Here is a 26885-nt window from a genome sequence, read left to right as displayed (position 1 = left end):
AAAAATATTGCTAAATCCTGTCATAGCGCGAGTATTTAGAAAGCGCAGGGCACGTGCAAGCGCCGCTTGCGTGCGTGCGGCCTGCGCGCTAGGCCTGCGCGTGAAGAAACTGCGCCGGAGCCGCTTTCGCGCTATGCTGATATACCGCATTCTCATAACGCTGCTTGCGCCCTTGCTCGCCGTTGCTCTGGCGATGCGCGTGCTGGCCAAAAAGGAAACCATAGATGATTTGCGCGAACGCTTGGGGCTATGGAAACGCCTACCAAACGGCAAAGTCATCTGGATACACGGGGCATCCAACGGCGAGCTGCGCGCGGCGCAAACGCTGATCCAAGCGCTTGGGGCGCGCCACGCCGGCACAACAATTTTGATCACCTGCAACACGACGACGGCGCGCCGCATGGTGCGCAATTGGGGTTTGAGCCGCGTGGATGCACGGCTTGCGCCTTTGGATTTGCGCTGGATTTACAGTCGGATGGCTGCGCGCATAAATCTGCAGCAATTTATCCTGTTGGAGGCGGATTTCTGGCCAAACCGCATTCTTGCCTTCAAACACAAAGGCATTGCCACCGCGCTGGTCGCCGGGCGATTGTCCCGCAAAAGCGCAGCCGGTTGGGCGCGTTTCAGCGCAATCTCCGAAGCAATGTTCCGTGCGTTCGATCTGATCTGCGCACAGGATGATGCTTCTGAAAAAAGCCTGCTGGCGCTTGGTGCAAGGCCCGGCGCAATTGGCACTCAGATCACGCTCAAATCATTTTATCACGCCGATACTGTCCCTTTGCCACATACGCAACGTCGCGAGGTCTGGCTTGCCGCATCAACCCATGAGGGCGAGGATGAAATCCTTTTGAACGCCCATCTCGAGGCGCGCAAAACAATTCCCAACCTGCGTATGATCCTGGCACCGCGCCACCCCAAACGCGCCCCGCACATTGCACGGCTGGCGCAAGGTCTCGGGCTTCGGATCGCGCTGCGCAGCGAGGGCGCGCAATTGGACGATCCATGCGACGTTTTTCTTGCAGACACACTTGGCGAGATGGATCTCTGGTACCGCGCCGCAGGTGTGTGTTTCGTCGCCGGTTCGCTCGTTGCCAAAGGGGGGCACACGCCGTTCGAGCCCGCCTTTCACGAGTGCGCGCTGCTACACGGCGCGCATCTGGAAAATTTTGCACAGCCCTATGCAGACCTTGCGAAATGCGGCGGTGCACAGCTTTGTACGAACAAGCACGAAATAGCCCAAGCGCTTCTTGCATTGACGCACCAAGACGCCGCGAGCGTGCAACGTGCAAATGCGCACACAGCATTGGCGCAGACCCACCAAGACCTCGATGCGGTGCTAAATGCGCTAGATCAACTGTCAAAGCCTTGATAGAATGCACAAATCCAAGCCGAAACTCCAAAAGAACACATCTGCAAACCACATTGCGAAATCGATGAAAGAACAGCGCTCTCACAGCAAACCTTTTGCACCCATCGACATGCAGGGGGCCAAAAAGACCGGACTGCGCACGCAATTCGCTGCGCTGTGCTATCGCATGCGTAAGGGAAAGCCCGAGATCCTGCTTGTTACCAGCAGACGCACGCGGCGCTGGATCATTCCCAAAGGCTGGCCGCAAGACGGCATGCGCCCGGCCCAAAGCGCCGCAATCGAAGCGCTGGAAGAAGCAGGGGTCGAGGGCAAGACAAACGATGTGACCCTCGGTTCGTTTTCCTACACCAAACAGCATATTTCGGGTCGCGCGCTGCCCTGCGTCGCATTGGTCTATCCTTTGAAGGTCAAGACGGTCCATGAGCGCTATCGCGAAGTAAAACAACGCAAGCGCAAATGGTTTTCACCCGCTCAGGCCGCCCGCAAAGTGAGCGCGCCCGAGCTTGCGCATATTATTCGTAGCTTTGATCCGGGCAACCCAACCTAATTGCGCGTACGGCATGATTTATGTCGACGTGAAACACTCGGGGCGATACTCTTATACCATGATCCAATACTCTCTTAAATGTAGCGATGGCCACCGTTTTGACAGCTGGTTTCAATCAGCCTCGGCCTTCGACAAGCTCAAAAGCGCAGGGCTGGTTACCTGTGCGGTTTGCGACGTATCGCAGGTCGATAAGGTGTTGATGGCCCCCGCAGTGCGCCCCGCGCGCAAAAGCGAAGGCAGCGCCGCGAGCACCAAGGGCGAAAAGAGCGCGCCTGCGGCCGCCAAACCTGGACCATTGTCCGCCCCCGCCAGCCCTGCAGAGCAGATGATTGCGGAAATGCGCCGCAAGGTTGAAAGCAGCAGCGAATACGTGGGCAAGGATTTTGCATCACAAGCCCGCGCCATGCACGACGGCGACACGCCGGAAAAAGCGATCTACGGCGAAGCTAAACTAGATGACGCACGCAAATTGCTGGAGGATGGCATCCCCGTGTTGCCGCTACCCTTCCGCCCGAGCGGAAAGGACAATTAATGCAGGTCATCATCACAGGAGCCAATCGCGGCATCGGCGCGCGCATGGCCGAGCAGCTAAGCGCGCGCGGCGACAGCGTTCTGGCCACCTCGCGCAGCAGCGGGGGAGCCGGCGCTACGCTCGATGTCAGCCAGCCTGCACAAATCACCGCGTTTGCCCAGCGTTATGACACGGCGCTCGATCTGCTGATCTGCAACGCAGGGGTTTATCTGGACAAGGGGCATGATACGGAGAGCGGCTATGATCCGCAGCTTTGGGCCGATACATTTGCCGTCAACGTCACCGGCGTTTTTCTGACCGTACAGGCGCTTTTGCCAGCGCTTGCGCGCAGCAAAGCGCCAAAGGTGGCGATCATCGCGTCGCAAATGGGCTCCTCCGAGCGCGCGGGCGGCAATGGGTTCATCTATCGCGCCTCCAAAGCGGCGGCGGTCAACCTAGCTTGCAATCTGGCGCTGGAATTGAAACCCAAAGGCATCGCCGTGGGGGCCTATCACCCCGGCTGGGTGCAGACAGACATGGGCGGCATAGATGCTGATATCGACGCGGCCACCTCTGCCGCAGGATTGATCGCCCGCTTTGATCGTCTCAGCCTCGATCACACGGGCGTCTTTGAAAACTACGACGGCGCGATCATCCCTTTTTAGGGGCGAAAGATCGCAGCTGCGCCTGCCCTCTTGCCCTTGACCGCGACGCCACGTAAACGCTGCGCAACCTTTCCTAACCGAGGCGCAGCTATGCCCGTTCTCGTCATGAAATTCGGCGGAACTTCCGTCGCCAATCTGGACCGCATCAAGCGGGCTGCAAAACGCGTCGGCGTCGAAGTGGCCAAGGGCTATGATGTGATCGTCATCGTCTCGGCAATGTCGGGCAAGACCAACGAATTGGTCGGCTGGGTCAACGAGACCTCGCCGCTTTATGACGCGCGCGAATATGATGCGATCGTCAGCTCGGGCGAGAATGTCACGGCGGGCCTGATGGCGCTTACCTTGCAGGAAATGGACGTGCCTGCGCGCAGCTGGCAAGGTTGGCAAGTGCCGGTCATGACCACCTCCGCGCATTCCGCCGCAAGGATCGAGGAAATTCCAAGCGACAACATCAACGCGAAATTCGCCGAAGGCATGCGCGTCGCCGTTGTCGCAGGCTTTCAGGGCGTCAGCCCCGAGGGACGCATCACGACGCTGGGGCGCGGCGGATCGGACACCACCGCCGTCGCCTTCGCCGCCGCTTTCAACGCCGAGCGCTGCGATATCTACACGGATGTGGACGGCGTCTATACAACCGATCCACGCATCACCGACAAAGCACGCAAACTCGACAAGATCGCGTTTGAAGAAATGCTGGAACTTGCCAGTCTTGGCGCAAAAGTTTTGCAAACCCGCTCGGTCGAGCTGGCGATGCGCTACAAAGTCAAACTACGCGTTCTCAGCTCTTTCGAGGAGCAATCAGACACAGCAGGCACGATGGTCTGCGCCGAGGAGGAAATCATGGAATCCAACGTCGTCTCCGGCATCGCCTATAGCCGCGATGAAGCGAAAATGACCCTTGTATCGGTCGCGGACCGTCCCGGTATTGCCGCCGCCATTTTCGGGCCTTTGTCCGACGCGGGCGTAAACGTCGATATGATCATTCAGAACATCGCCGAAGACGGGCGCACGGATATGACGTTCTCTTGCCCCACCGATCAGGTGAAACGCGCGGAAAAGGCGATGCAGGATGCGAAAACTTCCGGCGAGATCAATTTCCACGATCTGATTGCGGACACGAATGTCGCCAAGATCTCCGCCGTTGGCATCGGCATGCGCAGCCAATCGGGCGTCGCGGCAAAGATGTTCAAGACCTTGAGCGACGAGGGCATCAACATAAAAGTCATCGCCACCTCTGAGATCAAGATTTCCGTACTTGTGGACCGCAAATATATGGAGCTCGCGGTGCAGGCCTTGCACGACGCCTTCGAGTTGGAAAAACCGGCCTAAGCTGCACGCGCGTTTACAAAGAAAAGTAGGCCAGCCACCAACCCACTATCACACGGGGGCCAGCCCACACACGCATCATAAAGTGGGGGCCAGTTCCCACACCCCCGGGACATTTTTAGCCAGGAACAAAAGCCCGAAAATCGGGCATGTTTCCGCACGAACGCATTTGCATTGCTTTGCGAGCGTCTTTGCCTCTCCCCTTCCCGGACCGCATCGCATATAGGTTGCATCGAAATAGGGCGGCGCAGACGCACCGCCGTAGTTCTGCCGGAGGGACGGGAACAGCAATGCCGCATGGACGTGAAACCGAAAGCCGTAAATTGCTTGGCAGATTGCGCGACGCCCTTGCAGAAGAAGGCGACGGCCAACAGCGGCTAGACAAAGTCACCAAACTCATCGCCACCTCGATGCAGAGCGAAGTCTGCTCGATCTATCTGTTTCGCGACCCCGAAACGCTGGAGCTTTGCGCCACCGAGGGTCTGAACGCAGGCGCCGTGCATCAAACCCGTATGAAACTGGGAGAAGGCCTTGTGGGGCGCGTCGCCAAGACCTCCAAGACCGTCAACACGGCAGACGCCCCGAACGAGCGCGGCTTTCGCTTCATGCCTGAAACGGGCGAGGAAATCTATTCCTCCTTCCTTGGCATTCCGATCCAGCGGCTTGGCGAGAAGCTGGGCGTCTTGGTGGTTCAATCCAAGGCCTCGCGGCTGTTTTCGTCGGACGAACTCTACGCGCTCGAAGTGGTCGCGATGGTGCTGGCCGAAATGACCGAGCTTGGCGCCTTCCTTGGCGAGGGCGAAGCGCTGTCCGCGCGCCATAAGCAACCGGTTTTGCTCCGCGGTACCACAGCGCAGGAAGGCACGGCGCAGGGCCATGTCTGGCTGCACGAGCCACGCGTCGTCGTCACCAATGTGATCGCGGAAGACCCAGAAACCGAGACCCAGCGCCTGCGCGAGGCGGTCGACACGTTGCGCGTCAGCGTCGACAAGCTGCTTGCAGGCGCAGCGGGGGGCGACGGAGAGCAACTGCAAGTGCTCGAAGCATATCGCATGTTCGCCAACTCAAAGGGCTGGATGCGCCGCATGGAGGAGGACATCAACAACGGTCTCTCTGCCGAGGCAGCCGTCGAAAAAGAGCAAACTCAGGCGCGCACGCGCATGGGCCAGGTTAGCGATGCCTATTTGCGCGAGCGTCTGCACGACCTTGACGATCTGTCCAACCGCCTGCTGCGTATTCTTACCGGCCAAGGGCGCGAAACGGGCGCTGACCTGCCTGCCGATCCGGTGCTGGTCGCGCGTAACATCGGACCGGGCGAGTTGCTGGAATACGGGCGCTCCCTAAGGGGCATCGTGCTCGAGGAGGGCTCTGTCGGCAGCCATGCGGCGATCATTGCGCGCGCCCTTGCGATCCCGCTCGTGGTGCATGCAGAAAACGTTACGCGCGAGGCATTGAACGGCGATCATATTATGGTTGACGGCGATCAGGGCATCGTGCATCTGCGCCCCGATGATACGGTCGCGGCCGCCTTTCGCGACAAGATGGCAATGCAGGCGGACGCGCAGGAACGCTATTCAGCGATCCGCGACAAGCCCGCGACAACCGCCTGCGGCACCACGATCGAGCTGTGTATGAACGCCGGGCTCATGGCCGATCTGCCCTCGCTCGAGAGTTCCGGAGCCAGTGGCGTGGGCTTGTTCCGCACGGAGCTTCAGTTCCTTGTGCGCAATCAAATGCCGAAACGATCCGAACTGAGCGCGCTCTACAGCCGCGTTCTGGACGCGGCCAGCAACAAGCGTGTGGTGTTTCGCACGCTCGATATCGGGTCGGACAAAGTGCTGACCTATATGAAGCCCAATGACGAGCCGAACCCCGCGATGGGCTGGCGCGCAATCCGCGTCGGGCTTGATAAACCGGGCGTCATGCGTATGCAGTTGCAAGCGCTTTTGCGCGCTGCGGCAGGCCGGTCCTTGACGGTGATGTTCCCCTTCGTCGCACAGTATAGCGAATATGTGGCGGCAAAGGCCGAAATGGAAAAGGCGCTTGAGCGCGAACGCCGCCTTGGTCATCCCATGCCCTCCAAGCTGGAAATCGGCGCGATGCTGGAAACCCCCTCGCTCGCGTTCGCGCCGCAAGCCTTTTTCGACGAGGTGGAGTTCCTGTCGATCGGCGGCAACGATCTGAAACAGTTCTTCTTTGCAGCGGACCGTGAAAACGAGCGGGTGCGCCGACGCTACGACACCCTCTCGATTCCCTTCCTCAGCTTCTTGCAGGGAATCGTGGCGCGCTGCGAGGCCTCCGGCACGCCGCTGTCGTTTTGCGGCGAAGATGCAGGGCGCCCGATAGAGGCGGCATGTTTCGCGGCAATAGGTCTGCGTACGCTTTCCATGCGCCCTGCCTCGATCGGGCCGGTCAAGCATTTGCTGCGCCGCGTCGATCTTGGCAAGCTGCGCGAAATCATCGAAGAGTGCCACGAGAAAGGCGAGCAAAACGTGCGCGCGCCCGTTGCAGCCTATTTGAAAACCGTCGCGCGCTAGGCCTTTACCGCGCGCGACAGGCGCAGCACCAATTGATCCCGCGGTATGCCGTGGCGCTCGCCCGCGCGCATCAACCCGAAGTGCACATGGGCCATTTCCTGATAGTAGCTGGTGTAGGCATAATTCGTCGCCGCCCCCGCCACGGCCCCAATGATCGGCACTGCTTGGGCCGCAAGTTTCTGCCCCATAGCTGCGCTGAGGCGCGGCGCGATACGCGCTATCATGCTACTCACCGCAGGTCCCGTGAGGGTAACGCGCGCACTTAGGAACCCCATATCCGCACCGTCGTCATCGGCCAAAGGCCCCGCAGCCGCGAAGACCTGCAGGCATTCCGCCTCGATTAGCGGATCAGCGGTATCGAAGCCGTATTCCCCCGCAATCCCCTGAATCGCACGCAAAAGCACGGTGGTGGTCACGGGCAATTCTGCAAGCGCCGTGGGCAAACCGCCTGCGCCCCCCGCCGCGCCCATCGCCGTCGCAGCGACCGTGTTGAGCCAGGTGCTTTGATCGGGCACCACAGCCCTGCTGCGCGACGCGGCTTTCAGCGCGATTTGCAGCGCGCGCGTCGTCGCGTCTTCGAGGCTGTCCTTCACACCTTGTGGCAAACGCTCCAGCAGGTTTTCCGCCTGCCCGCCCACAAGGTTGAGAACTTGGATACCAAGCCCTCCCGCTTTGCGATAACGCTGCGCGATCAGGGCAATATCGCGCTCCAACGCGGCGGGAATGATATCTGTGCTCATGCGCTCAAGATCGGCGCTGCACGCGCAAGTTTCAAGCGTAGCGTGTCACATCGCCTGCAACGTCGTCCCAAGCCCCCTCGCGCAAGGCCAGCCCAAGCACGCGCTCGGGGTTGGTCGGGGGCGGCATGTTCACACCGCTCAAACGGTGAAAGCCGAACTTCGCGTAATAGGGCGCATCGCCCACCAGCATGACCCGCTCCCAGCCACTCTCCTGCGCGCGCGCAAGGCTGTCGCGGATCAATGCGCCGCCAAGGCCCTCGCCCTGGCGCGTGGGATGCACAGCCACTGGGCCAAGCAGTAACGCCTCTGCCTGCGCAATGCGCACTGGCCAGAACCGGATCGCACCGGCCAGAATACCACCCCCGTCGCGCGCCACGCAGGTCAACTCCGCCACCGGTGCAACCCCGTCACGTAAACGATACGAGGACAGCGCTTCGCGCCCGGGCGCAAAGCACAGATCATAGAGCGCCTCGACCTCCCACCAATCGCTTTCTATCTCGCGCTTAAGTTCGTACACGCCACTGCCTTTTCCATTTTGGCTGGCATCGCCCGTAGCATGGCGTTAGCCATTGGGCAAACAAGGAGTTACCAGATGTTCTATCGCCCCGAGGACGGCCATGGCCTGCCACACAATCCGTTCAACGCCATCGTCACGCCACGCCCGATCGGCTGGATCTCGACGCGCGACAATAATGGCCGCGACAACCTTGCGCCCTACAGCTTCTTCAACGCCGTCGCCTATGTGCCGCCGCAAGTGATGTTTGCCTCAACGGGCACCAAAGATGATCGCGCAGGCACCAAAGACAGCGTCGCAGTGATCCGCGAAACCGGTGTGTTCTGCGTGAACGTCGTTTCTGCCGCTTTGCAAGATGCTATGAACACCACAAGCAAAGCCTTGCCCGCGGGCACAGATGAATTTGCCCATGCTGGCCTTACCAAAGCGGAATGCAACAGCATCGACGCCCCGCGCGTCGCAGCTGCACCTGCTGCGCTAGAGTGCAAACTCACCCAGATCATCACGCTGCAGGGCGAGGCGAATTTTCTCGTTCTGGGGGAAGTTACAGGGGTTCATATGGATGACGCCTGCCTAAAGGATGGCCGCTTTGACGTGACCAGCTTCCAGCCGCTCGCACGCCTAGGATACCGCGATTATTCTGTCGTCAAAGACCTGTTCGAATTGAACCGCCCCGACGACTAAGCCAAATCAGCTTCTCTGGTCCTGAAATACCTCGGGGGAGTCGATCTTCGATCGGCGGGGGCAGCGCCCCCACCCACCTCGTTCACTCAGTGACTGCCAAGAATACCCGTGCGCACCTGATAATCGACCGCAATCTCGTAATCGGGATCATCGTCACTATCGATCATCAAATGTCCCGCTTTACTAAGCAGCTTGTGGCAATCGCGGCTGAGGTGACGCAGCTGAATCCGCTTGCCCGCATCCTCATACTTGCCTGCCACCGCTTCAATCGCCTGCAAGGCAGATTGATCCACAACGCGGCTTTGCGCGAAATCGACGATAATCTCGTCGGGATCGCCTGCGATATCAAACAATTCAATGAACCCGTCGGACGAGCCGAAGAACAAAGGTCCTTGGATTTCATAGACCTTCGCACCGTTTACGGTTGCCGATGGCCGCTCGATCGCATGAATGCGCCGCGCGTTGTTCCACGCATAGGCCAGTGCCGAGACGATGACGCCGACGACGACGGCCACCGCAAGGTCAGCATAGACCGTGACCGCAGTGACCAGAATGATCACAAAGGCATCGGTCATCGGTACGCGGCGCAAAATCCTCAGTGAGTTCCATGCGAACGTGCCGATCACCACCATGAACATTACGCCCACCAATGCCGCGAGCGGGATCAGCTCGATGATCGACGAGCCCGCGACGATGAACAGCAACAGGAATACCGCAGCTGCAATGCCTGCAATGCGCGTGCGCCCGCCGGATTTCACGTTGATCATCGATTGCCCGATCATCGCGCAGCCGCCCATGCCGCCGAAGAAGCCGGTGACCGTATTGGCGATGCCCTGCGCGATACATTCTTGCGAGGCGCCGCCGCGCTTACCGGTCATTTCACCCACAAGGTTGAGCGTCAGAAGGCTCTCGATCAGCCCAATCGCGGCTAGAATAACTGCATAGGGCAGAATGATCTGGAAAGTTTCCCAGTTCAGCGGCACCATCGGAATATGCCAACTGGGAAGGCCACCCTGGATCGAGGCCAGATCGCCCACGCGCGGCACTTCGAGGCCAAAACCGATGACAACAGCCGCGACGAGGCCGATGCCAGCCAGCGGCGCAGGGATCACTTTGGTGATGCGCGGCGTGACCCATATGATCGCCATGGTGCAGCCAACAAGCATCAACATCATAAACAAAGGCATGCCCGACAGCCACTCGCCCCCCGACATGCCATGGCCTGTGTTCACGACCGTGCCCGGCACTTTGAACTGCGTCAGCTGCGCAAGGAAAATCACGATCGCAAGGCCGTTCACAAAGCCAAGCATCACCGGATGCGGCACCAGCCTGATAAATTTCCCCCAATGCATCGCGCCTGCAAAAATCTGGAGCATGCCCATCAGAACCACGGTAGCGAACAGATATTCGACCCCGTGCTGCGCGACAAGAGCGACCATGACCACCGCCAACGCGCCCGTGGCTCCGGAAATCATCCCAGGACGGCCACCAATCAGCGCTGTGATTAAACCCACGAGGAAGGCCGCGTAGAGGCCCACCAGCGGATGAACACCCGCGACAAAGGCAAAGGCGACCGCTTCGGGCACCAGCGCCAGAGCGACCGTGAGCCCCGAGAGCAACTCGATGCGCAACCGCGAGAACGTGAAGCCCTCGTCAGGCATCCAGCGCAAATCCGGCGGAGTAATATGATTGGCGAATGCGCCGAGAATAGCACGTTTCATGGCAGAACCTGTCTATCGGGGGGTTATTTTGTTAGCGCTGCCTAACTCAAGCATCGCCCAAAGAACACCCCTGCCCGCACAGCAAATTGAGCGACATCGCCATTTCGCCCGTTTTCATTGCACCTGCGCCCCGTTAGCCTGACTGCAAATTAGCATAACACAGGATGGATAGGCATGGGCGAGACGATGATTGCCGTGATCGGCGGATCGGGAATTTACGATATCGACGGACTTGAGGGCGCGGCGTGGCAAGCGGTGGAGACCCCGTGGGGCGATCCATCCGATGAAATCCTCACCGGGGCTCTGAATGGCGTCAAAATGGCCTTTCTGCCGCGTCACGGACGCGGGCATGTGCACTCGCCGACCACCGTTCCCTACCGCGCCAACATCGACGCGCTCAAGCGGATCGGCGTGACCGATGTGATCTCCGTCTCTGCTTGCGGCAGTTTTCGCGAAGAAATGGCACCGGGGGATTTTGTGATCGTCGATCAGTTCATTGACCGCACCTTTGCGCGCGAAAAATCCTTTTTCGGCACGGGCTGCGTCGCGCATGTGTCCGTTGCGCACCCAACCTGCCCTCGCCTGTCGCAGGCCTGCCACAGCGCGGCCAAGGATGCAGGGATCAACGTCCACATGGGCGGCACTTACCTCGCGATGGAAGGTCCGCAGTTTTCCACGTTGGCCGAGAGCAAAATGTACCGGACCAGCTGGGGCGCAGACGTTATCGGCATGACCAATATGCCGGAGGCGAAGCTCGCCCGCGAGGCAGAGCTTTGTTATGCTTCCGTCGCGATGATCACCGATTATGACAGCTGGCACCCCGATCACGGCGAGGTCGATGTAACGGCGATTATCGCCACGCTCATGGGCAATTCCGAAAAGGGACGCGATCTGGTGAAACGCCTGCCTGCTCTGCTTGGCACCGCGCGCGTGGACTGCCCCCATGGCTGCGACAAAGCGCTTGAGTTCGCGATCATGACAGCGCCTGAAAAGCGTGATCCTGCGCTGCTCGCCAAGCTCGATGCGGTCGCGGGCCGGGTGCTGAACTGATGGATGTCTCGCTCTGGCTCGCCTTCGTTGCCGCCTCAACCGCGCTCTTGCTGATCCCCGGCCCAACCATTTTGCTGGTGCTCAGCTATGCGCTTAGCCAAGGGCGCAAAGTCGCACTGGCCACGGCCTCTGGCGTCGCTTTGGGTGATCTGATCGCGATGAGCGCATCGCTCATCGGGCTTGGCGCGCTCATCGCGACCTCGGCGCTGGCGTTCACTATCGTGAAATGGGCTGGTGCGCTCTATCTGCTCTTTCTTGGTGTCAAAATGCTGCGAAGCGCCCCGAAGAACGGCGCAGGATTGGTCGCGACCGATGCACAGGCCACACCGCGGCAGGTCTTCTGGCACTCTGCCTTCGTGACTGCCCTCAACCCCAAGAGCATCGGATTTTTCATCGCCTTCGTGCCGCAATTCATCTCGCTCGAGGCGGCCTATGCCCCCCAAGCGAGCATCCTGATCGCCACCTTCGTCGCCCTCGCCGCGCTTAACGCGCTGGCCTACGCGCTGCTTGCGGACCTGATGCGCAGGCAAATCTCGCAGCCCAAGGTCATCCGCCGTTTGACCCAAGCGGGCGGCATCACCTTGATCGGCATGGGGGCCGCCACCGCTATGCTACGCCGCGCATGATTTGGCGTGCGCTGCTTCTTTGGGGCGCATTTGCCAGCGCAATGCAAGCGCAGGAATATCTCAGCGCCGAAACCGCACTGAACGACGCGCAATTCTATCGCCTCGTGTCCTGCGCCGCGCCGCCCGGCGGCGCCTGCCAGAAGCCTGAGGTGCGCTGGCCCAGAACCGATCTGAGCGTCGGCATCACGCGCATGGACGCCGCCTATCTTGGCGGCAAAAAGAAGCGCGCGGAAGCCGCCTTGGTGCGCGCCATTCAAGAAATCAACGCCGCTGGCAGCGCCATTCGCCTAACGCGCAACGATACAGCCCCCGACATTCCCATCCTGTTCCTTGATATGCCCGCACGCGGCACGATCCAGAATTCAGGTTTCAAGGCGCTCGACGGCAGGTCCATTTCCGCCGCTGGCGTGCGTGTCTTTACCAAGGACGGCATGATCGAGAAATCCGTCATCATCTTCACCACAGGCCTTCAAATGCGCGCCTACGAAAGCGCGATTCTGGAAGAAATCACCCAAGGCCTTGGGCTGCTCACCGACATCGGCGGCAGCTACTACGAGAGCCGCTCGATCTTTTCACAAACCAGCAACGCGCGCGTTAAACTCGGCAAACAGGACATCATGGCCCTTGGCCGCCATTATCCCGCGCGCTAGAGAGCGTTGAACCTATAAGGATGCCCCGATGAAAACCGTCAAAGACTACATTCGCACCATCCCCGACTTCCCACATGAGGGGATCATGTTTCGCGATGTGACCACGCTGTTCGCCGATCCACGCGGGTTTCGCATGGCGATCGACCAGCTTTTGCACCCCTATGTGGGCGTGAAGATCGACAAGGTCGTCGGCCTCGAGGCACGCGGTTTCATCCTTGGCGGGGCGATTGCCCATCAGCTCAGCATCGGTTTCGTGCCTGTGCGCAAGGCTGGCAAACTGCCCGGCAAGGTGATCTCGCAGGACTACACGTTGGAATACGGCCAGGCGACGGTAGAACTGCATGATGATGCCATTCAAGCGGGCGAGAAAATTCTGGTGATCGACGATCTGCTCGCCACAGGCGGCACCGCCGAAGCGGGGATCAAACTGATCGAACGACTGGGCGGCGAGATTGTCGGCTGCGGCTTCGTGATCGACCTGCCCGAACTTGGCGGGCGCAAACGGCTTGAAGCGCTTGGCATGGACGTGAAGGCGCTTTGCACTTTCGACGGATTGTAAGCAATTCGTTTACCATTTGCAGAATATACCATCGGCAATCAAGGTTGGGAGCCTTGAGAGGCTTGCACCTAAGGCTGCGTTCCCCGCGCAGCGCCTTTAGCGCCCCACCTTAGCAGCAGGTGGGGCGCATCGCAGCTCAGGATTTCAGCGCCAGAACCGCGCCGGGGTTCATGATGCCATTCGGATCAAGCGCCGCCTTGATCGCACGCATAGCCGCGAGTTTCGCGGGATCGCCGTATTTTTCCAGATCACCTGTTTTGAGGCGGCCAATCCCGTGCTCGGCGCTGACCGATCCTTCAAGCGCGTGCACCAGATCATGCACTGCCGATTTGACGATATCGCGCTCTTGCAGATAATCGGCGCGGGTTTTGCCCGCATCGGGGAAGATGTTGTAATGCAGATTGCCGTCGCCTAAATGGCCGAAGCAATTCACCCTGAACGGGCCAAGCCGCGCAACCACCTCGCCCGCCCGCGCGATGAATTCGGGCACGGCGCTGATCGGCACGGAAATATCATGCGAGGAGACCGAGCCGATACGCCGGTTCGCCTCAGGAATATGCTCGCGCACGGACCAGAAATCGCGGCGCTGCTGCGCCGATTGCGCGATCAGCCCGTCGCTGGCCCAGCCTGCGTCAAGGGCCGTTTCAAACAACGTCTCCAACGCACCCTGCGGATCTAGCCCGCGGGCAAGGCCCACCTCGATCAGCACGCACCATTCAGGATTATGTGCAAAAGGCAGGCGAATATCTGGCAGACATTCGGACATAAAATCAAGGCCTTGGCGGTGGATCAACTCAAATGCACTAATCCCGTCGCCAAGCTCTGCGCGCGCGGCGCTAAGCAAGGAAATCGCCGCTTCGGGGTCTTGCACGACGATGAACGCCGTGCCTTCACCAGCGGGCCGCGGGCTAAGTTTAAGCGAGGCCGCCGTGATGATCCCGAGCGAGCCTTCCGCGCCAATCAGCAAATTGCGCAGATCATAGCCCGTGTTGTCTTTGCGCAGTCGTGACAACCCGTTCCAGATGGTGCCGTCAGGCAAAACCGCCTCCAAGCCAAGGCACAGATCGCGCGCGTTCCCGTAGCGCAGCACGTTCACGCCGCCTGCATTGCTCGCAAGGTTGCCGCCGATCCGCGCGGTCCCCTCGGAGGCGAGCGAGAGGGGGAACAGACGCTCCACCACCTCTGCCGCCGCTTGAACATCGGCCAAAATGACGCCCGCTTCGGCGATCAACACGTTTTCTTGCGCATAAACCGCGCGGATCGCGTTCATCCGCTCAAGCGACACGATCAATGGCGCAGGACCATCCGGCGCGACCTGCCCGCCGACCAATCCGGTGCCGCCGCCGTAGGGCACGATCCCGACGCGCGCGGCATTTGCGAGGCGCACGATCTGCGCCACCTGCGCTACGTTTTCAGGCAAGGCCATCAGGCCGCTCTTCACTTCGTACCGCCCACGCGGCTCTTCGAGGTAGCGCGGCTCTGCCGCCTTGATCACATGGGGCGGCAGCGCTGCGCGCAGGCGCGCTTCGAAAGCATCACAAACAGGGTTAAGCATATGGGGCGCTCCAGATTGATTGCCTATTCCCTACCGCGCAGCCACGCGGGGCGCAGCAGAAAAATCGTCGGCCGCTTTGGCAAAGTGGCCAGAGAAACCTCTATCGAGGGGCCGCCGACACGTATCACGTCAAAACTTTCGCTCATCCCATCTACGAATGTGCGCAGCCCCAAATCGGAAAACCAGTGCATCGGGATTACCACCGATGATTTAAGCCGTTTCAAAATGCGGATCATCGTCGCTTGCGGCACCGTATAGCCACCGTCCACAGGCGCCATCACAACGTCCAAACGGCCAATGGCGGCATATTGCGCGTCATTGGGTTCATGGTGCAAATGGCCCAGATGCCCGATGCACAGGCCCGCAACCTCGAAGATAAAAATCGAATTGCCGCGCGTTTCCTCACCGCCAAACTGGCTGCGGATATCGGTCGAAACATTGCGCACCAGCATTTCGCCAAGATCAAGATGATGATCCGCGCCTTGCCCGAACGCGCCCCAACCTTTGAGCGCATGGGCAATCGCCGGATCGGGATTGGCTGTCCAATGGGTGTCATGCGCGTGGTTCATTGTGACCACGTCGGGGATCAGATCAGTGTTGCCAATGAAGCCGGTGAAATCCGTCACTGCGTTAAGCCCGCCTTGGGTCTGGATCAGGAAACTGGCATGGGCGATATAATGCAGGCGCACGGTATAATCCGGCAAAGGCTCGCGATAGCTGGCGCGGTGCAAATACTTTAGCCCCGGCGCGGCATCCGCGATGGCGATGCAATGGCTCGGCCTTCGATCTTGCGCGCTCGCGCTTGCGGCGATCAGGATCAACAGGCTGCTCAACAGAAAACGGATCATGGCTTTCTCCCTTTATGCAAAAGAGAAGATAGCGCATTGGCGCGAAAAGTCAGCCCGCGTCGGTGCGCCCGCGTCGATCCATGCGCAGTGCAGAATAGAGCACATGGGTGCGCCAGCGCCCGTCGATCTGCAAATAGGACTGCGCAACGCCTTCGTATTTGAAGCCCGTGCGCTCGAGCAGACCGCGCGACGCCTTGTTTTCCGGCAGGCAGGCCGCTTCAAGGCGTGACAGGTCCAGACGTTCGAAAGCAAAATGCACCATGGCAGCGATCGCTTCGCTCATGTAGCCGTGGCGCGCATGTTGCTGTCCGACCCAATAGCCTAGCGTACCGGTTTGCGCAGGACCGCGGCGAATATTGTCCAGTGTGATCGCGCCAAGCAACGCACCATCAATGCGCCGTTCAAGGAAAAGTGGCACAGCAGAATCCGAATTGATCGAGCGCTGCGCCCAGTAAACGCGGTTGGTGAAGGCTTTGCGCGTCAGGTGATCCGGCGACCAGGTTGGCTCCCATTTGGTCAGGAACTCCACGCTCTCGTAGCGCAGATTGGACCATGTGCGAAAATCGGAATGGATCGGCGCGCGCAGCGTCAGGCGCTCGGTCTCGAGGCGAATTTTGCGCCGTATCCGGAGCATTACGCGGCGCGGCTCGCAAGCAGTTGGCCAAGATCAGGTGCGCCATCCACAGGACCGTAGAGAGCAAGCGCGGCAGGTGCCTGCCCTGCCAGATGGGCCGCGAAATCGCGCACACCTGCGGTAGTGACCGCATCAATCCGCTCCACGGTTTCTTCCAGCGGGGGAATCCGCCCCCAAATTTGCATCAGGCGCGCAAGGCGCTCTGCGCGACTCGACGGGCTCTCAAGCCCCATGAGCATGCCCGCTTTCATCTGCGCTCGCGCGCGCGCGATTTCTGCATCGTTCATATCATCCGCCGCGCGGGCCAGTTCCTGCATCGTCAGATTGGCCAATTCGGGCAATTGCTCCCCGCTGGTGCCTGCATAGATCGTCGTCATGCCGGTGTCCGAATGCGCGCCGGTTTGCGCAAAAATCGTGTAACACAGCCCGCGCTTTTCGCGCACTTCCTGAAACAGACGGCTCGACATGCCGCCGCCAAGCGCGACTGAATAGACCTGAGCAGTATAAATCGCATCGTCGCAATAGCCCGGCCCCTCGAAGGCCAGCGCGAAGTGCGCCTGCTCGAGCGTTTTACTCACGCGCCGTTCGCCACCTTTAAAAATCGCACCACTCGCCGCTTCGGCGAGGCGGGTTTCAAGACCACCGAACAAATCCTCAGCCAAGCGCACGATCGTGTCATGATCCACATCACCCGCAGCAGACAGGATCATCTGGCCCGCACCATAATGCTCGCTAACAAAGCGGCGCAAATCCTCGCGGTTGAAACTGCGCACGCGCTCTTCGGGGCCTAAAATGGTGCGCCCGATGGGCTGCTCTGGATAGGCTTCATCCTGAAGCCAATCGAAAATAACATCGTCAGGCGTATCGAGCGCTTGGCCGATCTCTTGCAAGATCACGCCACGCTCCACTTCGATCTCGTCTTCATCGAACACAGGATTCAACAAAATATCTGCGATCACGTCCAGCGCCAGCGGCACATCAGCCCCCAGAACGCGCGCATAATAGGCAGTAACTTCGCGGCTGGTGTAAGCATTTATATAGCCACCCACATCCTCGATCGCCTCGGCAATTTGCAAAGAGCTGCGCGTTTTCGTGCCCTTGAACGCCATATGTTCGAGGAAATGCGCTATGCCATTCTCCTCGAGGCGCTCATCGCGCCCGCCTGCCGTCACCCAAATACCGATAGAAGCCGATTTCAGCCCCAGCATCTTCTCGGTGACGATACGAAAGCCATTAGGCAATGTGTGGGTTTGCACGCTCATGCTACGATACGCTCGCGGATCAGGGATTGCAGGGCGGCCAAATCATTGGGCGCGCGGGTCACGCGTTCTTCGCGTTCAAACAGATCGGCCATGCGCTCCGGCAGCGCGGGGCGCGTGCCTGTCGCCGCCTCCACCGCGTCGGGGAATTTGGCCGGATGGGCGGTGGCAAGCGAAATCATCGGCGCACTATGCGCTTGGGCCTCGGCCTCGGCCACAGCGACGGCGATCGCGGTGTGGGGGCACAGCACTTCACCCGTATCGGCCAGCGCCGTTTTGATCATCGCGGACGTGCCCGCTTCAGTGACCATGCCGCTGTCGTAGTGCGCCTTGAGCGCACCCATAGCATTTTCAGAAATCGTGAACCCGCCTGTTTGGGACAGATCGTCCATCAAACCCTTGATCGCCGCGCCGTCCTTGTCGTGGGCAAAGAACAGCGCGCGCTCGAAATTAGAGGAGACTTCGATATCCATAGAGGGGGAAATCGACGGCTTTACACCAGTCTTGGTATAAGCCGAGGTCGCGATGCAGCGGTGCAAAATATCGTTCTGGTTGGTTGCGATCACCAGCCGTTCGATCGGGAGGCCCATCTGTTTGGCGATGAAACCTGCGAAAATATCGCCAAAGTTGCCTGTCGGCACCGTAAAGCTAATCTTGCGATCCGGCGCGCCAAGCGCAATCGCCGAGGTGAAATAATAGACCACCTGCGCCAGAACACGTGCCCAGTTGATCGAATTGACACCCGCTAGCTGCACGCCATCGCGAAACTCGAAATCATTGAACATGTCTTTCAGGCGCGCTTGGCAATCATCAAAATCGCCGTCCATGGCGATTGCGTGCACATTGCTCTCAATCGGCGTCGTCATTTGGCGGCGCTGCACTTCGGACACGCGGCCATGCGGGTAAAGGATGAAAACATCAACCGCATCAAGCCCGCGAAACGCTTCGATCGCGGCAGAGCCGGTATCGCCAGACGTCGCGCCAACGATCGTGACCCGCTTGCCCGAGCGTTTCAGCGCCACTTCGAACATCTGACCAATCAACTGCATGGCGAAGTCCTTGAACGCCAGCGTAGGGCCGTGAAACAGCTCCATCAGGAAATGATCCGGCCCGATCTGCACCAGCGGCGCGCGCGTTTTATGTCCGAAGCCCGCGTAGGCGCGTGTGATGCAGGCTTTGAATTCTGCATCCGTAAAGGTGTCGCCAACGAAGGGGCGCATCACGCGAAAGGCCACGTCCTCATAGCTAAGACCGGCAAGGGCGCGCATGTCTGCTACGCTCATCTGCGGAATGGTTTCAGGCACGTAAAGACCGCCATCGCGCGCGAGGCCAGTCAGCATCGCCTCTTCAAAGGAAAGAACCGGGGCGGTGCCGCGCGTGGAAATATACTTCATCAAGAACCCTTCTGCACGCCGCGTGCGCGCCATAGGAAAGCCAACGTCATCACCATCCAGATCAAAGCGAGCGAAAACCAGGTGAGCGCGTATTGCAAGTGGTCGTTCGGGATGCTGGCGCTATCGACCGGTAGGGGCGCGACGGGATCATCAGCCAGATCGACATTGCGAGCGATGATCAGAACCGGCTCCGTGTTCAGATGCGCCGCAAGCGCGGGGACATCGCGGGCAAACCAGATTTCCGCCTTGAGGTCAGGTTCGGGAATGGAGCTGCCTTTCTCGTCAGGCCAGTGCAGGTTTCCGACGACCTGTGACATACCCGTTGGGCGCATCGCCTTTTTTTGCTGCACTTTAACGAAGCCGCGATCCAGAAGTACGCGGCGGCCATCCAAGAGTTCGAACGCAGCAATGATCCGGTAGCCGGCACCGATCTGCTTTTGCGAAACCAGTACATGCACTTCGTCGCCCGTGATTTCGCCGCGCGCAGTCACGGGAAGGTATTTATCCGCGACGGGATCGGGCATCGCCGGAATGGCGACGGGCGCGGCGGTAATGCGCGTCTCAATATCGGCCAAAATCGCCTCTTTCCAGGTCAGGCGCTGCATTTGCCAAACCCCAAGCGAGATAAGAATGGCGCTTCCCATCAATCCAAATAGTAAAGGCACGATCATTCGCTTCAACATGCGTATTTAACACCCATCAAATGAAAAGGCGCGCAGGCATTCACCTTGCGCGCCTTGGCTTTTGTCGTGTTGCAGCGCGGGTTTCAAGCCGCAACTGCATCACTTTGGCGGTTTAGGCACCCCAGACGTAGATCGCTGCGAAAAGAAACAGCCAGACCACATCAACGAAGTGCCAGTACCACGCTGCCGCTTCAAAACCGATGTGCTTTTCTTGTGTGAAATGCCCACGGTTCAGACGCAGCAAACAGACGAACAAGAAGATCGTACCGATGATCACGTGAAGGCCGTGAAAGCCCGTCGCCATAAAGAAGTTTGCACCATAAATGTTGCCCGAGAAACCAAAGGTCGCATGGGTGTACTCATAGGCCTGGAAACCTGTGAACAAAACGCCAAGTCCAACCGCTAGGATAAGACCCCATTTGACATCTTGACGGTTGTTTTCATGAACAAGTGCATGGTGCGCCCAAGTCGCCGCTGCACCAGAGCACAAAAGGATCAACGTGTTGATCAGGGGTAAATGCCAAGGATCAAATGTCTCGATGCCCGCAGGGGGCCAGACGCCATCAACCGCTGGCGAGAGTGGACCCATAGGGTACATTGCGTGCTTGAAAAAGCTCCAGAACCAGGCCGCGAAGAACATCACTTCGGACATAATGAACATGATGAAACCATAACGTAGACCGATGCGCACAACAGGCGTGTGATCGCCAACGTGGCTTTCATCGACCACTTCGGCCCACCAGCCGTACATGACGTAAAGAACGGCCGCAAAGCCGATCAGGAACATCCACGGACCATTGCCGTGCATCCAGACTACAGCGCCAAAGAGCATGACGAATGCGCCAACAGAGGCAAGCAATGGCCAGAGTGAGGGGTTAAGAATGTGATAATCGTGATTTTTTGCGTTTGCCATGGGTCCCTCGTCGGATAGGCTTAGTTATTATTTGTTTCAGCGGGCTGCACAAGAGAGGCCTGTCTGGCCTCCTCAGGCAAATCGATTTCGTAGAATGTATACGAAAGCGTGATCTCTCTGGTATATTTCGCGTCGCGGTCTGTGACAATCTCGGGATCGACGTAAAATGTCACAGGCATTTCGACGCGCTCACCGGGTTGCAAGACCTGCTCTTCAAAGCAGAAACACTGAATTTTATTAAAGAAAAATCCAGCCTGATATGGCGCTACATTATAGCTTGCAGAGCCTGCGATCGGACGATCCGTCGGGTTATAGGCCTCATAAAAGACCAATCCGGTTTCACCGATGCGCATTTCGATTTCACGCACCATAGGTTTGAATTCCCATGGCATCTCGTGATCTTTGGACGCGTCAAAGCGTACAATGATCGTCTCGTCCAGGATTTCTTCGTTAGCGACATCTGACACATTGGTCACGCCGCCAAAACCAGTCACCCGGCAAAACCAATCATAAAAGGGCACAGAGGCCCAAGCCAGCGCCCCCATAAAGACGACCAAAGAAACCGCCTGAACAACTGTTTTTTTCTTCGGATCCATAGACATTAGTATGTGGTCTCCCCTCGTGGCGGCTCATAGTCGCCGCGCGTTACCTTAACTACAGTCAGGCCGAAAATGATCGCGATGAACCCGGCTAATAGAAGGCCAACGCCCAGATTGCGACCAAACCGGCGCGTGTGAATTTCGTGAAGTTTATTGATCGCCATTACCAGCCACCCAATCCGAAACGCTGCAAAACGGCTTCGATCAGGATCGCGCCGAAATGCAAGAAAAGATAGAGCAACGAGAGTTTGAAGAACCCGCGCTCTGCTTTGAAGTCATCCGCTTCGCTCATCACTTCGTCGCGGCGGAAAATGTCCCATGCGCCTTTGATGAACAGTGCGTTCAGCACCACTGCCGTGAGCAGATAGACTGGTCCCCCAATAGAGGTGAAGCCCGCGCCAATCGCCAGAGCGGCCAGCAGCAGAGTGTAGACCAGAATGTGTACGCGCGTCGTACGTCGCCCGTGTGTCACGGTCAACATCGGAACACCCGCATTGTCATAATCCTTGCGCATGAACAGCGCCAGCGCCCAGAAGTGCGGCGGCGTCCACATGAAGGTCAGACAGAACATCAGCACCGATTCGATGGAAATTCCGCCCGTCGCTACAGCCCAGCCGATCATCGGAGGAAAGGCACCAGCTGCTCCGCCAATCACGATATTCTGAGGCGTCCAGCGCTTCAGCCACATCGTGTAGATCACAACATAAAAGAAGATTGTAAAACCAAGTAGAGCACCCGCAACCCAATTGGCCGCAAGGCCCAGCATGATCACGGAAAGCCCCGACAAAGCGACGCCGAACGAGAGCGCCTCGCTCTCGGTGATCTTACCTGCAGGAATGGGACGTTTCTGCGTGCGCTTCATGACCGCGTCGATATCCGCGTCCCACCACATGTTGAGCGCGCCGGAAGCGCCGCCGCCAATGGCAATGAACAGAATCGACGCGAAAGCGATCATTGGATGAACGGGCGTCGGCGCAGCCAGCAGGCCGACAAGAGCAGTGAACACTACGAGTGTCATTACGCGCGGCTTCAACAGCGCAAAGAAGTCGCCGAAGCTGGCCTCTCTCTCGACACTGACGCTGTTCAGACTTGCGTCGCTCATCTTGCTCTCCCCAAAAACTTTGAAAGGCTGCGCAGTGGGGATTTCCCCCGACTGCACAGCCAGTGAACTAGATCGTTATTCGGCAGCGGCCACAGCAAAGGGCTGCGGTACGCCGGCGAATTCTTCGATCGCACCTTTTAGCCACTCTTCATAAGCCTCTTCGCTGACCACTTTGACTGTGATCGGCATGTAGGCGTGGTCCTTACCGCAAAGCTCAGAGCACTGACCGAAGTAAATGCCTTCCTTTTCGGCCGCGAACCACAGCTGGGCAAGGCGGCCGGGGATAGCGTCCTGCTTTACGCCAAAGGCGGGGATGGTCCAGGAATGGATCACGTCTGCGCCAGTAACGTTCATCACGATAGTCTTGCCAACGGGCACGACGACGGCCGTGTCTGTCGCCAGCAAATACTGCTCGGGACCATAGCCATTTTCTTCCAGCTCGTCCTTGGCCAGCATGAAGCTGTCAAAGGCAAATTCATGATCCACATACTCATAGCCCCAGTACCACTGGTACCCTGTAACTTTGATCGTGATGTCGGCCGGTGGAATTTCCTGCTGTTTGAACAGAATAGGAAGCGAAAACGCACCGATGAACACAAGAATTACGATCGGGATAACCGTCCAGGCGACCTCTACAGGGGAATTGTGTGTGAATGTACCGGGCGTCGGGTTGGCGCGGCGATTGTAGCGCACGATGCAGTAAAACATCAACGCTGTTACGAAAATCGTTACGGCGGTAATGATTACTAGAATCATCCAGTCCAGCCACTGCAAGTCACGCGCCAGCTCGGTCGCTGCGGGCTGAAAGCCTATGCCACGCGGAAGCGGCTGGCCGATGATTTCAAGACCCTCTTGCGCCATTGCCGGCACGGCGGAAAGTGTGGCCAAGAGGCCATAAAGTGTTGTTTTCAGTCGCATATTACACCCTGATCGATTGCGGCGATACGCCAGTCTTTTCGGTTATGGTCGGTCTTTGTAACTCAAACGAAACCAGCATGGCGTTACGGCACACCTGCCCCGTTGTTATTGCGTCGTGTAAAACCATATTCTTACTAGTAGATAAAGACTAAGCGTTGCGGCAAACGGACGCTTTTTTGATTTATGTCAAATTAGGAAGAAAAATCCGCATGACCCAGAGCCCTTTCCGCCCCTTTCAAAGCCATTTTGCCCGCGAGGACGCGCTCGGGTTGCTGCAGCACGCCTGCGGGGGCGCCGATGACGGTGAACTTTTTATTGAACGGCGCACCTCCGAAGCCTTGGTGTTTGACGATGGCAAGCTCAAGACCGCATCATATGACGCCTCCGAGGGCTTTGGCTTGCGCGCAGTTCTGGGCGAGGTGGCAGGTTATGCCCATTCGACGCAGGTCAGCGAATCCGCACTAAAGCGCGCTTGCGCCACTGCGCGACTTGCGGTGGGCGCAGGCGGCGGGACGCTAGCCCCAGCGCCAAGCCCAACGAACACGCGGCTTTACCGCGACACCGATCCTATCTCAGAGGTCGCATTCTCCGCCAAGATAGAGACCCTGCGCGAAATGGACGCCTTCCTGCGCGATCTTGATCCGCGCGTGGTGCAGGTCAGCGCTTCCATCGCGGCCTCCTTGCAAGAGGTCACAATTTTGCGCCCCGACGGATATGAGGTCAGTGACATACGACCGATGACCCGCGTCAACGTTTCTGTCATTGTCGAGCACAATGGCCGGCGCGAAAGCGGATCGGCGGGCGGCGGCGGGCGTATTGCGCTTGGCGGTCTGATCGAGGCAAGCGATTGGCAACCCAAAGCCCGCGAAGCACTGCGCATCGCGCTGGTCAACCTTGAAGCGGTCCCTGCACCAGCGGGTATGATGGACGTGGTCCTTGGCCCCGGCTGGCCCGGCATTTTGCTGCACGAGGCCGTGGGGCACGGGCTCGAGGGTGATTTCAACCGCAAAGGCTCCAGCGCGTTCTCGGGGCGCGTCGGTGAACGGGTCGCCTCCAAAGGGGTGACGGTGCTTGATGACGGCACGATTCCTGATCGTCGCGGGTCGATCAGCATTGACGATGAGGGCACACCCTCGGCCAAGAACGTGCTGATCGAGGACGGTATTCTGGTAGGCTATATGCAAGATCGCCAAAATGCGCGCTTGATGGGCGTTGCGCCCACGGGCAACGGGCGGCGTGAGAGCTATGCCCACCCCCCGATGCCGCGCATGACCAACACCTATATGGTGGGCGGGCAGTCTGATCCTGCGGATATTCTGGCCGATCTAAAGGACGGGATTTATGCGGTTGGTTTCGGCGGCGGGCAGGTGGATATCACCAACGGCAAGTTCGTGTTCTCCTGCACCGAGGCTTATCGCGTTGAAAACGGCAAAGTCGGTGCGCCTGTAAAAGGCGCGACCCTGATTGGCGACGGCGCGACAGCAATGCAGCAAATTCGCGCGCTCGGCAATGACATGGCGCTTGATCCCGGAATGGGCAATTGCGGCAAGGCGGGTCAATGGGTGCCTGTGGGCGTGGGCCAGCCTACAGTGATGATCGGCAGCCTGACTGTCGGCGGCGCGGGCAGCTAAAACTACCGCACTGCGATATTTCCAACGGGGTTTACGCGCTGTTAACCCCGTTGCTGATAGATGTGATTCTGCAAGCAGACGGAGCCACAATGAGCGAGCAGACCCCTTCTTCCACTCACCCCCTACTCCCACCCACCACGGAAGATGAACGCGCAACGTGGCTCCGTCTATTGCGCTCCCGCCGCGTCGGCATCTCGACGTTCTACCGCCTGCTGTCAGAGCACGGCAGCGCGGCGGCGGCCTTGCAGGCCTTGCCCGATATCGCCGCCAAGGCGGGGCTAACCAAATACCAGATATGCTCAGAGCAACAGGTCCAGAGCGAATTGGCAGCGGCGGCGCGCGCGGGCGCACAGCTGGTCTGCCGCGGCGAGGCGGCCTACCCAAATCTGTTGGCAGAAATCCCCGATGCGCCGCCGATGCTTTGGCTGCGCGGCACGGCGGGCGCGCTGACGCGGCCAATGATTGCCCTTGTCGGGGCGCGCAACGCGTCGTCGCTGGGAACGCGCATGGCGCGCGCGCTTTCATCGGAATTGGCCGAAGCAGGCTATGTGATCGTTTCAGGCCTTGCGCGCGGTATCGACACCTGCGCGCATTTGGCTGCCGCCAAGCAAGGCTCCATCGCCGTGCTCGCAGGCGGGGTGGATGTGATTTACCCGGTTGAGAACGGCGCGCTGGCCGACTCGCTTCTGGAAAACGGCGCGTTGATTTCCGAGCAGCCCATGAGAATGGCCCCCATCGCGCGGCACTTTCCAATGCGCAACCGCATCATTTCAGGCCTTTGCGCCACAACCGTCGTCGTGGAAGCCGCTGGCAAATCAGGCAGTTTGATCACTGCGCGCGGCGCACTTGATCAAGGGCGCGAGGTGCTCGCAGTGCCAGGCCATCCCTTCGATGCACGTGCCTCTGGGTGCAATATGCTGATCCGCGACGGCGCGAGCCTTGTGCGCGGCGCAGCGGATGTCATCTCGGTGCTTGCGGACATCGCGCACGTTGGGCAGCCCCCTAGCCTTGGGCAAATGCCGCTTCCGCTCGAACCTGAACCCGCAACGACCCAGAACCCAAAGCCGAGCCTGCGCGATATGAACGCGCTGCATCAACGTATTCTGGACCGCCTCGGCCCCAGCCCCATCGCCGAAGATCAATTGCTGCGCGACATGGGCACGCAAACCAGCGCAATGATTCCCGTGCTTACGGATCTTGAACTGAGCGGCCAAATTCGCCGCGCACCGGGAGGGCTGATTTCACGCACATGATGCCTCGCAGATGTGCATTTCGCGCTTAATTCACACCTTCGCAATAATCACCGATCACCGCGCGATAGCGGCGGCAGAAAGGCCCATAGGCGAACCAAACATCCGTCGCCCCGATTGCCCAATGCACCGCCACCCAAGTGTCCCCCGAGCGGCGCAGCAGTGCCTGCATCGAGGTGCCGTCCATAGACGAGGGATCAAACAGCCCCTCGCGAAAGCCCGGCGTCTGGTAGAGATCGATCGCGCCGCCGCCGGGGCGCTGCGCCACGACCGATGCAAATCCAAATATTCCATCAACACGCAGTTCATGGACGATGAATTCGACGGGTGCACCGAGTTGCTCGTCCGCATGCGCGCGCAGCGCATCAAGCATGGCCGCGCGTACCGCGCTGCCACGTTCAGGTTCAACGTATTGCGCCATAAGTGGTCCGCACAGAACAGCCACCAACATAAAAGACATCAAAATCCGCATTAAAATCACCTTGCTCAACCTAATATGAAACGATCCTAAACGAGGCCTGCGGCCTTTGTCTTGCGCCAATTTTAAAGCGACACCCCCTGCGCTCATATGGGCCGATTGACATTGCGGGCTTTCCGCAC

The 26885-nt window shown here is 59.1% G+C and carries 27 protein-coding genes; 13 read left to right on the top strand and 14 right to left on the bottom strand.

What is annotated here, in order from left to right:
- The first annotated feature begins 133 nt into the window (after window positions 1–133).
- From B9P63_RS13175 to ptsP, 6 genes are all read left to right on the top strand, one after another.
- On the top strand, window positions 134–1369 hold the full coding sequence (locus B9P63_RS13175) for a 3-deoxy-D-manno-octulosonic acid transferase (protein WP_139816260.1): 1236 nt from the start codon (window positions 134–136) through the stop codon (window positions 1367–1369).
- 4 nt (window positions 1370–1373) lie between these two features.
- A complete protein-coding gene (locus B9P63_RS13170) occupies window positions 1374–1916 on the top strand; it encodes an NUDIX hydrolase (RefSeq protein WP_245830668.1) in 543 nt (180 codons plus the stop codon).
- 58 nt (window positions 1917–1974) lie between these two features.
- A complete protein-coding gene (locus B9P63_RS13165; RefSeq protein ID WP_085309600.1) occupies window positions 1975–2448 on the top strand; it encodes a DUF1178 family protein in 474 nt (157 codons plus the stop codon).
- Window positions 2448–3092, top strand: coding sequence for an SDR family oxidoreductase (locus B9P63_RS13160; protein WP_085309536.1), 645 nt, complete (start codon window positions 2448–2450; stop codon window positions 3090–3092). Before B9P63_RS13165 ends, B9P63_RS13160 begins: the two co-directional genes overlap by 1 nt.
- 90 nt (window positions 3093–3182) lie before the next feature.
- Entirely contained in the window at window positions 3183–4421 is a 1239-nt protein-coding gene (locus tag B9P63_RS13155) for an aspartate kinase (RefSeq protein WP_085309534.1), read from the top strand.
- Window positions 4422–4708: 287 nt separating this feature from the next.
- Window positions 4709–6955, top strand: a complete 2247-nt coding sequence (ptsP, locus tag B9P63_RS13150; protein ID WP_085309532.1) for a phosphoenolpyruvate--protein phosphotransferase — start codon at window positions 4709–4711, stop codon at window positions 6953–6955.
- On the opposite strand, the gene B9P63_RS13145 is transcribed toward ptsP, so the two are convergent.
- Together B9P63_RS13145 and B9P63_RS13140 are read right to left on the bottom strand one after the other, a co-directional pair.
- Window positions 6952–7695: an EcsC family protein gene (locus B9P63_RS13145; protein WP_085309530.1), complete on the bottom strand. Its 744-nt coding sequence runs from the start codon at window positions 7693–7695 to the stop codon at window positions 6952–6954. The two genes, ptsP and B9P63_RS13145, sit on opposite strands and share 4 nt — an antisense overlap.
- Before the next feature lie 31 nt (window positions 7696–7726).
- Window positions 7727–8212, bottom strand: a complete 486-nt coding sequence (locus B9P63_RS13140; RefSeq protein ID WP_085309528.1) for a GNAT family N-acetyltransferase — start codon at window positions 8210–8212, stop codon at window positions 7727–7729.
- A 75-nt stretch (window positions 8213–8287) separates the two neighbouring features.
- Here B9P63_RS13140 and B9P63_RS13135 point away from each other — a divergent pair, with 75 nt between their 5' ends.
- A complete protein-coding gene (locus B9P63_RS13135; protein ID WP_085309525.1) occupies window positions 8288–8893 on the top strand; it encodes a flavin reductase family protein in 606 nt (201 codons plus the stop codon).
- An 86-nt stretch (window positions 8894–8979) separates the two neighbouring features.
- Here the strand turns inward: B9P63_RS13135 and B9P63_RS13130 are convergent, their stop codons facing one another.
- Entirely contained in the window at window positions 8980–10614 is a 1635-nt protein-coding gene (locus B9P63_RS13130) for a SulP family inorganic anion transporter (RefSeq protein ID WP_085309523.1), read from the bottom strand.
- Window positions 10615–10788: 174 nt separating this feature from the next.
- Here B9P63_RS13130 and B9P63_RS13125 point away from each other — a divergent pair, with 174 nt between their 5' ends.
- The 4 genes from B9P63_RS13125 to B9P63_RS13110 are packed head-to-tail and all read left to right on the top strand — an operon-like array spanning window position 10789 to window position 13499.
- Window positions 10789–11664 carry an S-methyl-5'-thioadenosine phosphorylase gene (locus B9P63_RS13125; RefSeq protein WP_085309521.1) on the top strand — a complete coding sequence of 292 codons (876 nt, stop codon included), beginning with the start codon at window positions 10789–10791 and terminating at the stop codon, window positions 11662–11664.
- Window positions 11664–12290 (top strand): LysE family translocator, encoded by a 627-nt coding sequence (locus B9P63_RS13120; protein ID WP_085309519.1) that lies wholly within the window; start codon window positions 11664–11666, stop codon window positions 12288–12290. The genes B9P63_RS13125 and B9P63_RS13120 overlap by 1 nt, the downstream gene beginning before the upstream one ends.
- Window positions 12287–12940, top strand: a complete 654-nt coding sequence (locus tag B9P63_RS13115) for a DUF2927 domain-containing protein (RefSeq protein ID WP_085309517.1) — start codon at window positions 12287–12289, stop codon at window positions 12938–12940. The genes B9P63_RS13120 and B9P63_RS13115 overlap by 4 nt, the downstream gene beginning before the upstream one ends.
- Window positions 12941–12968: 28 nt before the next feature.
- On the top strand, window positions 12969–13499 hold the full coding sequence (locus B9P63_RS13110) for an adenine phosphoribosyltransferase (protein ID WP_085309515.1): 531 nt from the start codon (window positions 12969–12971) through the stop codon (window positions 13497–13499).
- Window positions 13500–13635: 136 nt separating this feature from the next.
- Here the strand turns inward: B9P63_RS13110 and B9P63_RS13105 are convergent, their stop codons facing one another.
- The 10 genes from B9P63_RS13105 to coxB form a co-directional block, all read right to left on the bottom strand.
- Window positions 13636–15054: an FAD-binding oxidoreductase gene (locus B9P63_RS13105; protein ID WP_085309513.1), complete on the bottom strand. Its 1419-nt coding sequence runs from the start codon at window positions 15052–15054 to the stop codon at window positions 13636–13638.
- 23 nt (window positions 15055–15077) lie between these two features.
- Window positions 15078–15902: an MBL fold metallo-hydrolase gene (locus tag B9P63_RS13100; protein ID WP_085309511.1), complete on the bottom strand. Its 825-nt coding sequence runs from the start codon at window positions 15900–15902 to the stop codon at window positions 15078–15080.
- 49 nt (window positions 15903–15951) lie between these two features.
- Window positions 15952–16536 (bottom strand): GNAT family N-acetyltransferase, encoded by a 585-nt coding sequence (locus B9P63_RS13095; protein WP_085309508.1) that lies wholly within the window; start codon window positions 16534–16536, stop codon window positions 15952–15954.
- Complete coding sequence (locus B9P63_RS13090; RefSeq protein WP_085309506.1) at window positions 16536–17798, bottom strand: M16 family metallopeptidase; 1263 nt, start codon at window positions 17796–17798, stop codon at window positions 16536–16538. The genes B9P63_RS13095 and B9P63_RS13090 overlap by 1 nt, the downstream gene beginning before the upstream one ends.
- Window positions 17795–19189, bottom strand: a complete 1395-nt coding sequence (thrC, locus tag B9P63_RS13085; protein ID WP_085309598.1) for a threonine synthase — start codon at window positions 19187–19189, stop codon at window positions 17795–17797. The genes B9P63_RS13090 and thrC overlap by 4 nt, the downstream gene beginning before the upstream one ends.
- Complete coding sequence (locus tag B9P63_RS13080) at window positions 19189–19869, bottom strand: SURF1 family protein (protein ID WP_095533046.1); 681 nt, start codon at window positions 19867–19869, stop codon at window positions 19189–19191. The genes thrC and B9P63_RS13080 overlap by 1 nt, the downstream gene beginning before the upstream one ends.
- Window positions 19870–19984: 115 nt before the next feature.
- Window positions 19985–20785: a cytochrome c oxidase subunit 3 gene (locus B9P63_RS13075; RefSeq protein ID WP_085309503.1), complete on the bottom strand. Its 801-nt coding sequence runs from the start codon at window positions 20783–20785 to the stop codon at window positions 19985–19987.
- A 20-nt stretch (window positions 20786–20805) separates the two neighbouring features.
- A complete protein-coding gene (locus tag B9P63_RS13070; RefSeq protein WP_085309501.1) occupies window positions 20806–21387 on the bottom strand; it encodes a cytochrome c oxidase assembly protein in 582 nt (193 codons plus the stop codon).
- 160 nt (window positions 21388–21547) lie between these two features.
- The gene (gene cyoE, locus B9P63_RS13065) at window positions 21548–22486 is read right to left on the bottom strand and encodes a heme o synthase (RefSeq protein ID WP_085309500.1); all 939 of its coding nucleotides are present in this window, start codon (window positions 22484–22486) and stop codon (window positions 21548–21550) included.
- 75 nt (window positions 22487–22561) lie between these two features.
- Window positions 22562–23404 (bottom strand): cytochrome c oxidase subunit II, encoded by an 843-nt coding sequence (gene coxB, locus B9P63_RS13060; protein ID WP_085309498.1) that lies wholly within the window; start codon window positions 23402–23404, stop codon window positions 22562–22564.
- Between the two features lie 209 nt (window positions 23405–23613).
- Here coxB and tldD point away from each other — a divergent pair, with 209 nt between their 5' ends.
- Complete coding sequence (gene tldD, locus B9P63_RS13055) at window positions 23614–25035, top strand: metalloprotease TldD (RefSeq protein ID WP_085309496.1); 1422 nt, start codon at window positions 23614–23616, stop codon at window positions 25033–25035.
- Between the two features lie 89 nt (window positions 25036–25124).
- On the top strand, window positions 25125–26288 hold the full coding sequence (dprA, locus tag B9P63_RS13050) for a DNA-processing protein DprA (RefSeq protein WP_085309596.1): 1164 nt from the start codon (window positions 25125–25127) through the stop codon (window positions 26286–26288).
- A 25-nt stretch (window positions 26289–26313) separates the two neighbouring features.
- Here dprA and B9P63_RS13045 read toward each other — a convergent pair whose 3' ends face one another.
- Complete coding sequence (locus B9P63_RS13045; RefSeq protein WP_085309494.1) at window positions 26314–26757, bottom strand: hypothetical protein; 444 nt, start codon at window positions 26755–26757, stop codon at window positions 26314–26316.
- Window positions 26758–26885: the final 128 nt, after the last annotated feature.

It is taken from the genome of Planktotalea arctica (assembly GCF_002105285.1).
In the GTDB taxonomy this organism is placed as follows: Bacteria; Pseudomonadota; Alphaproteobacteria; order Rhodobacterales; family Rhodobacteraceae; genus Planktotalea; species Planktotalea arctica.
This window is presented reverse-complemented; position numbering and strand designations above follow the sequence as displayed.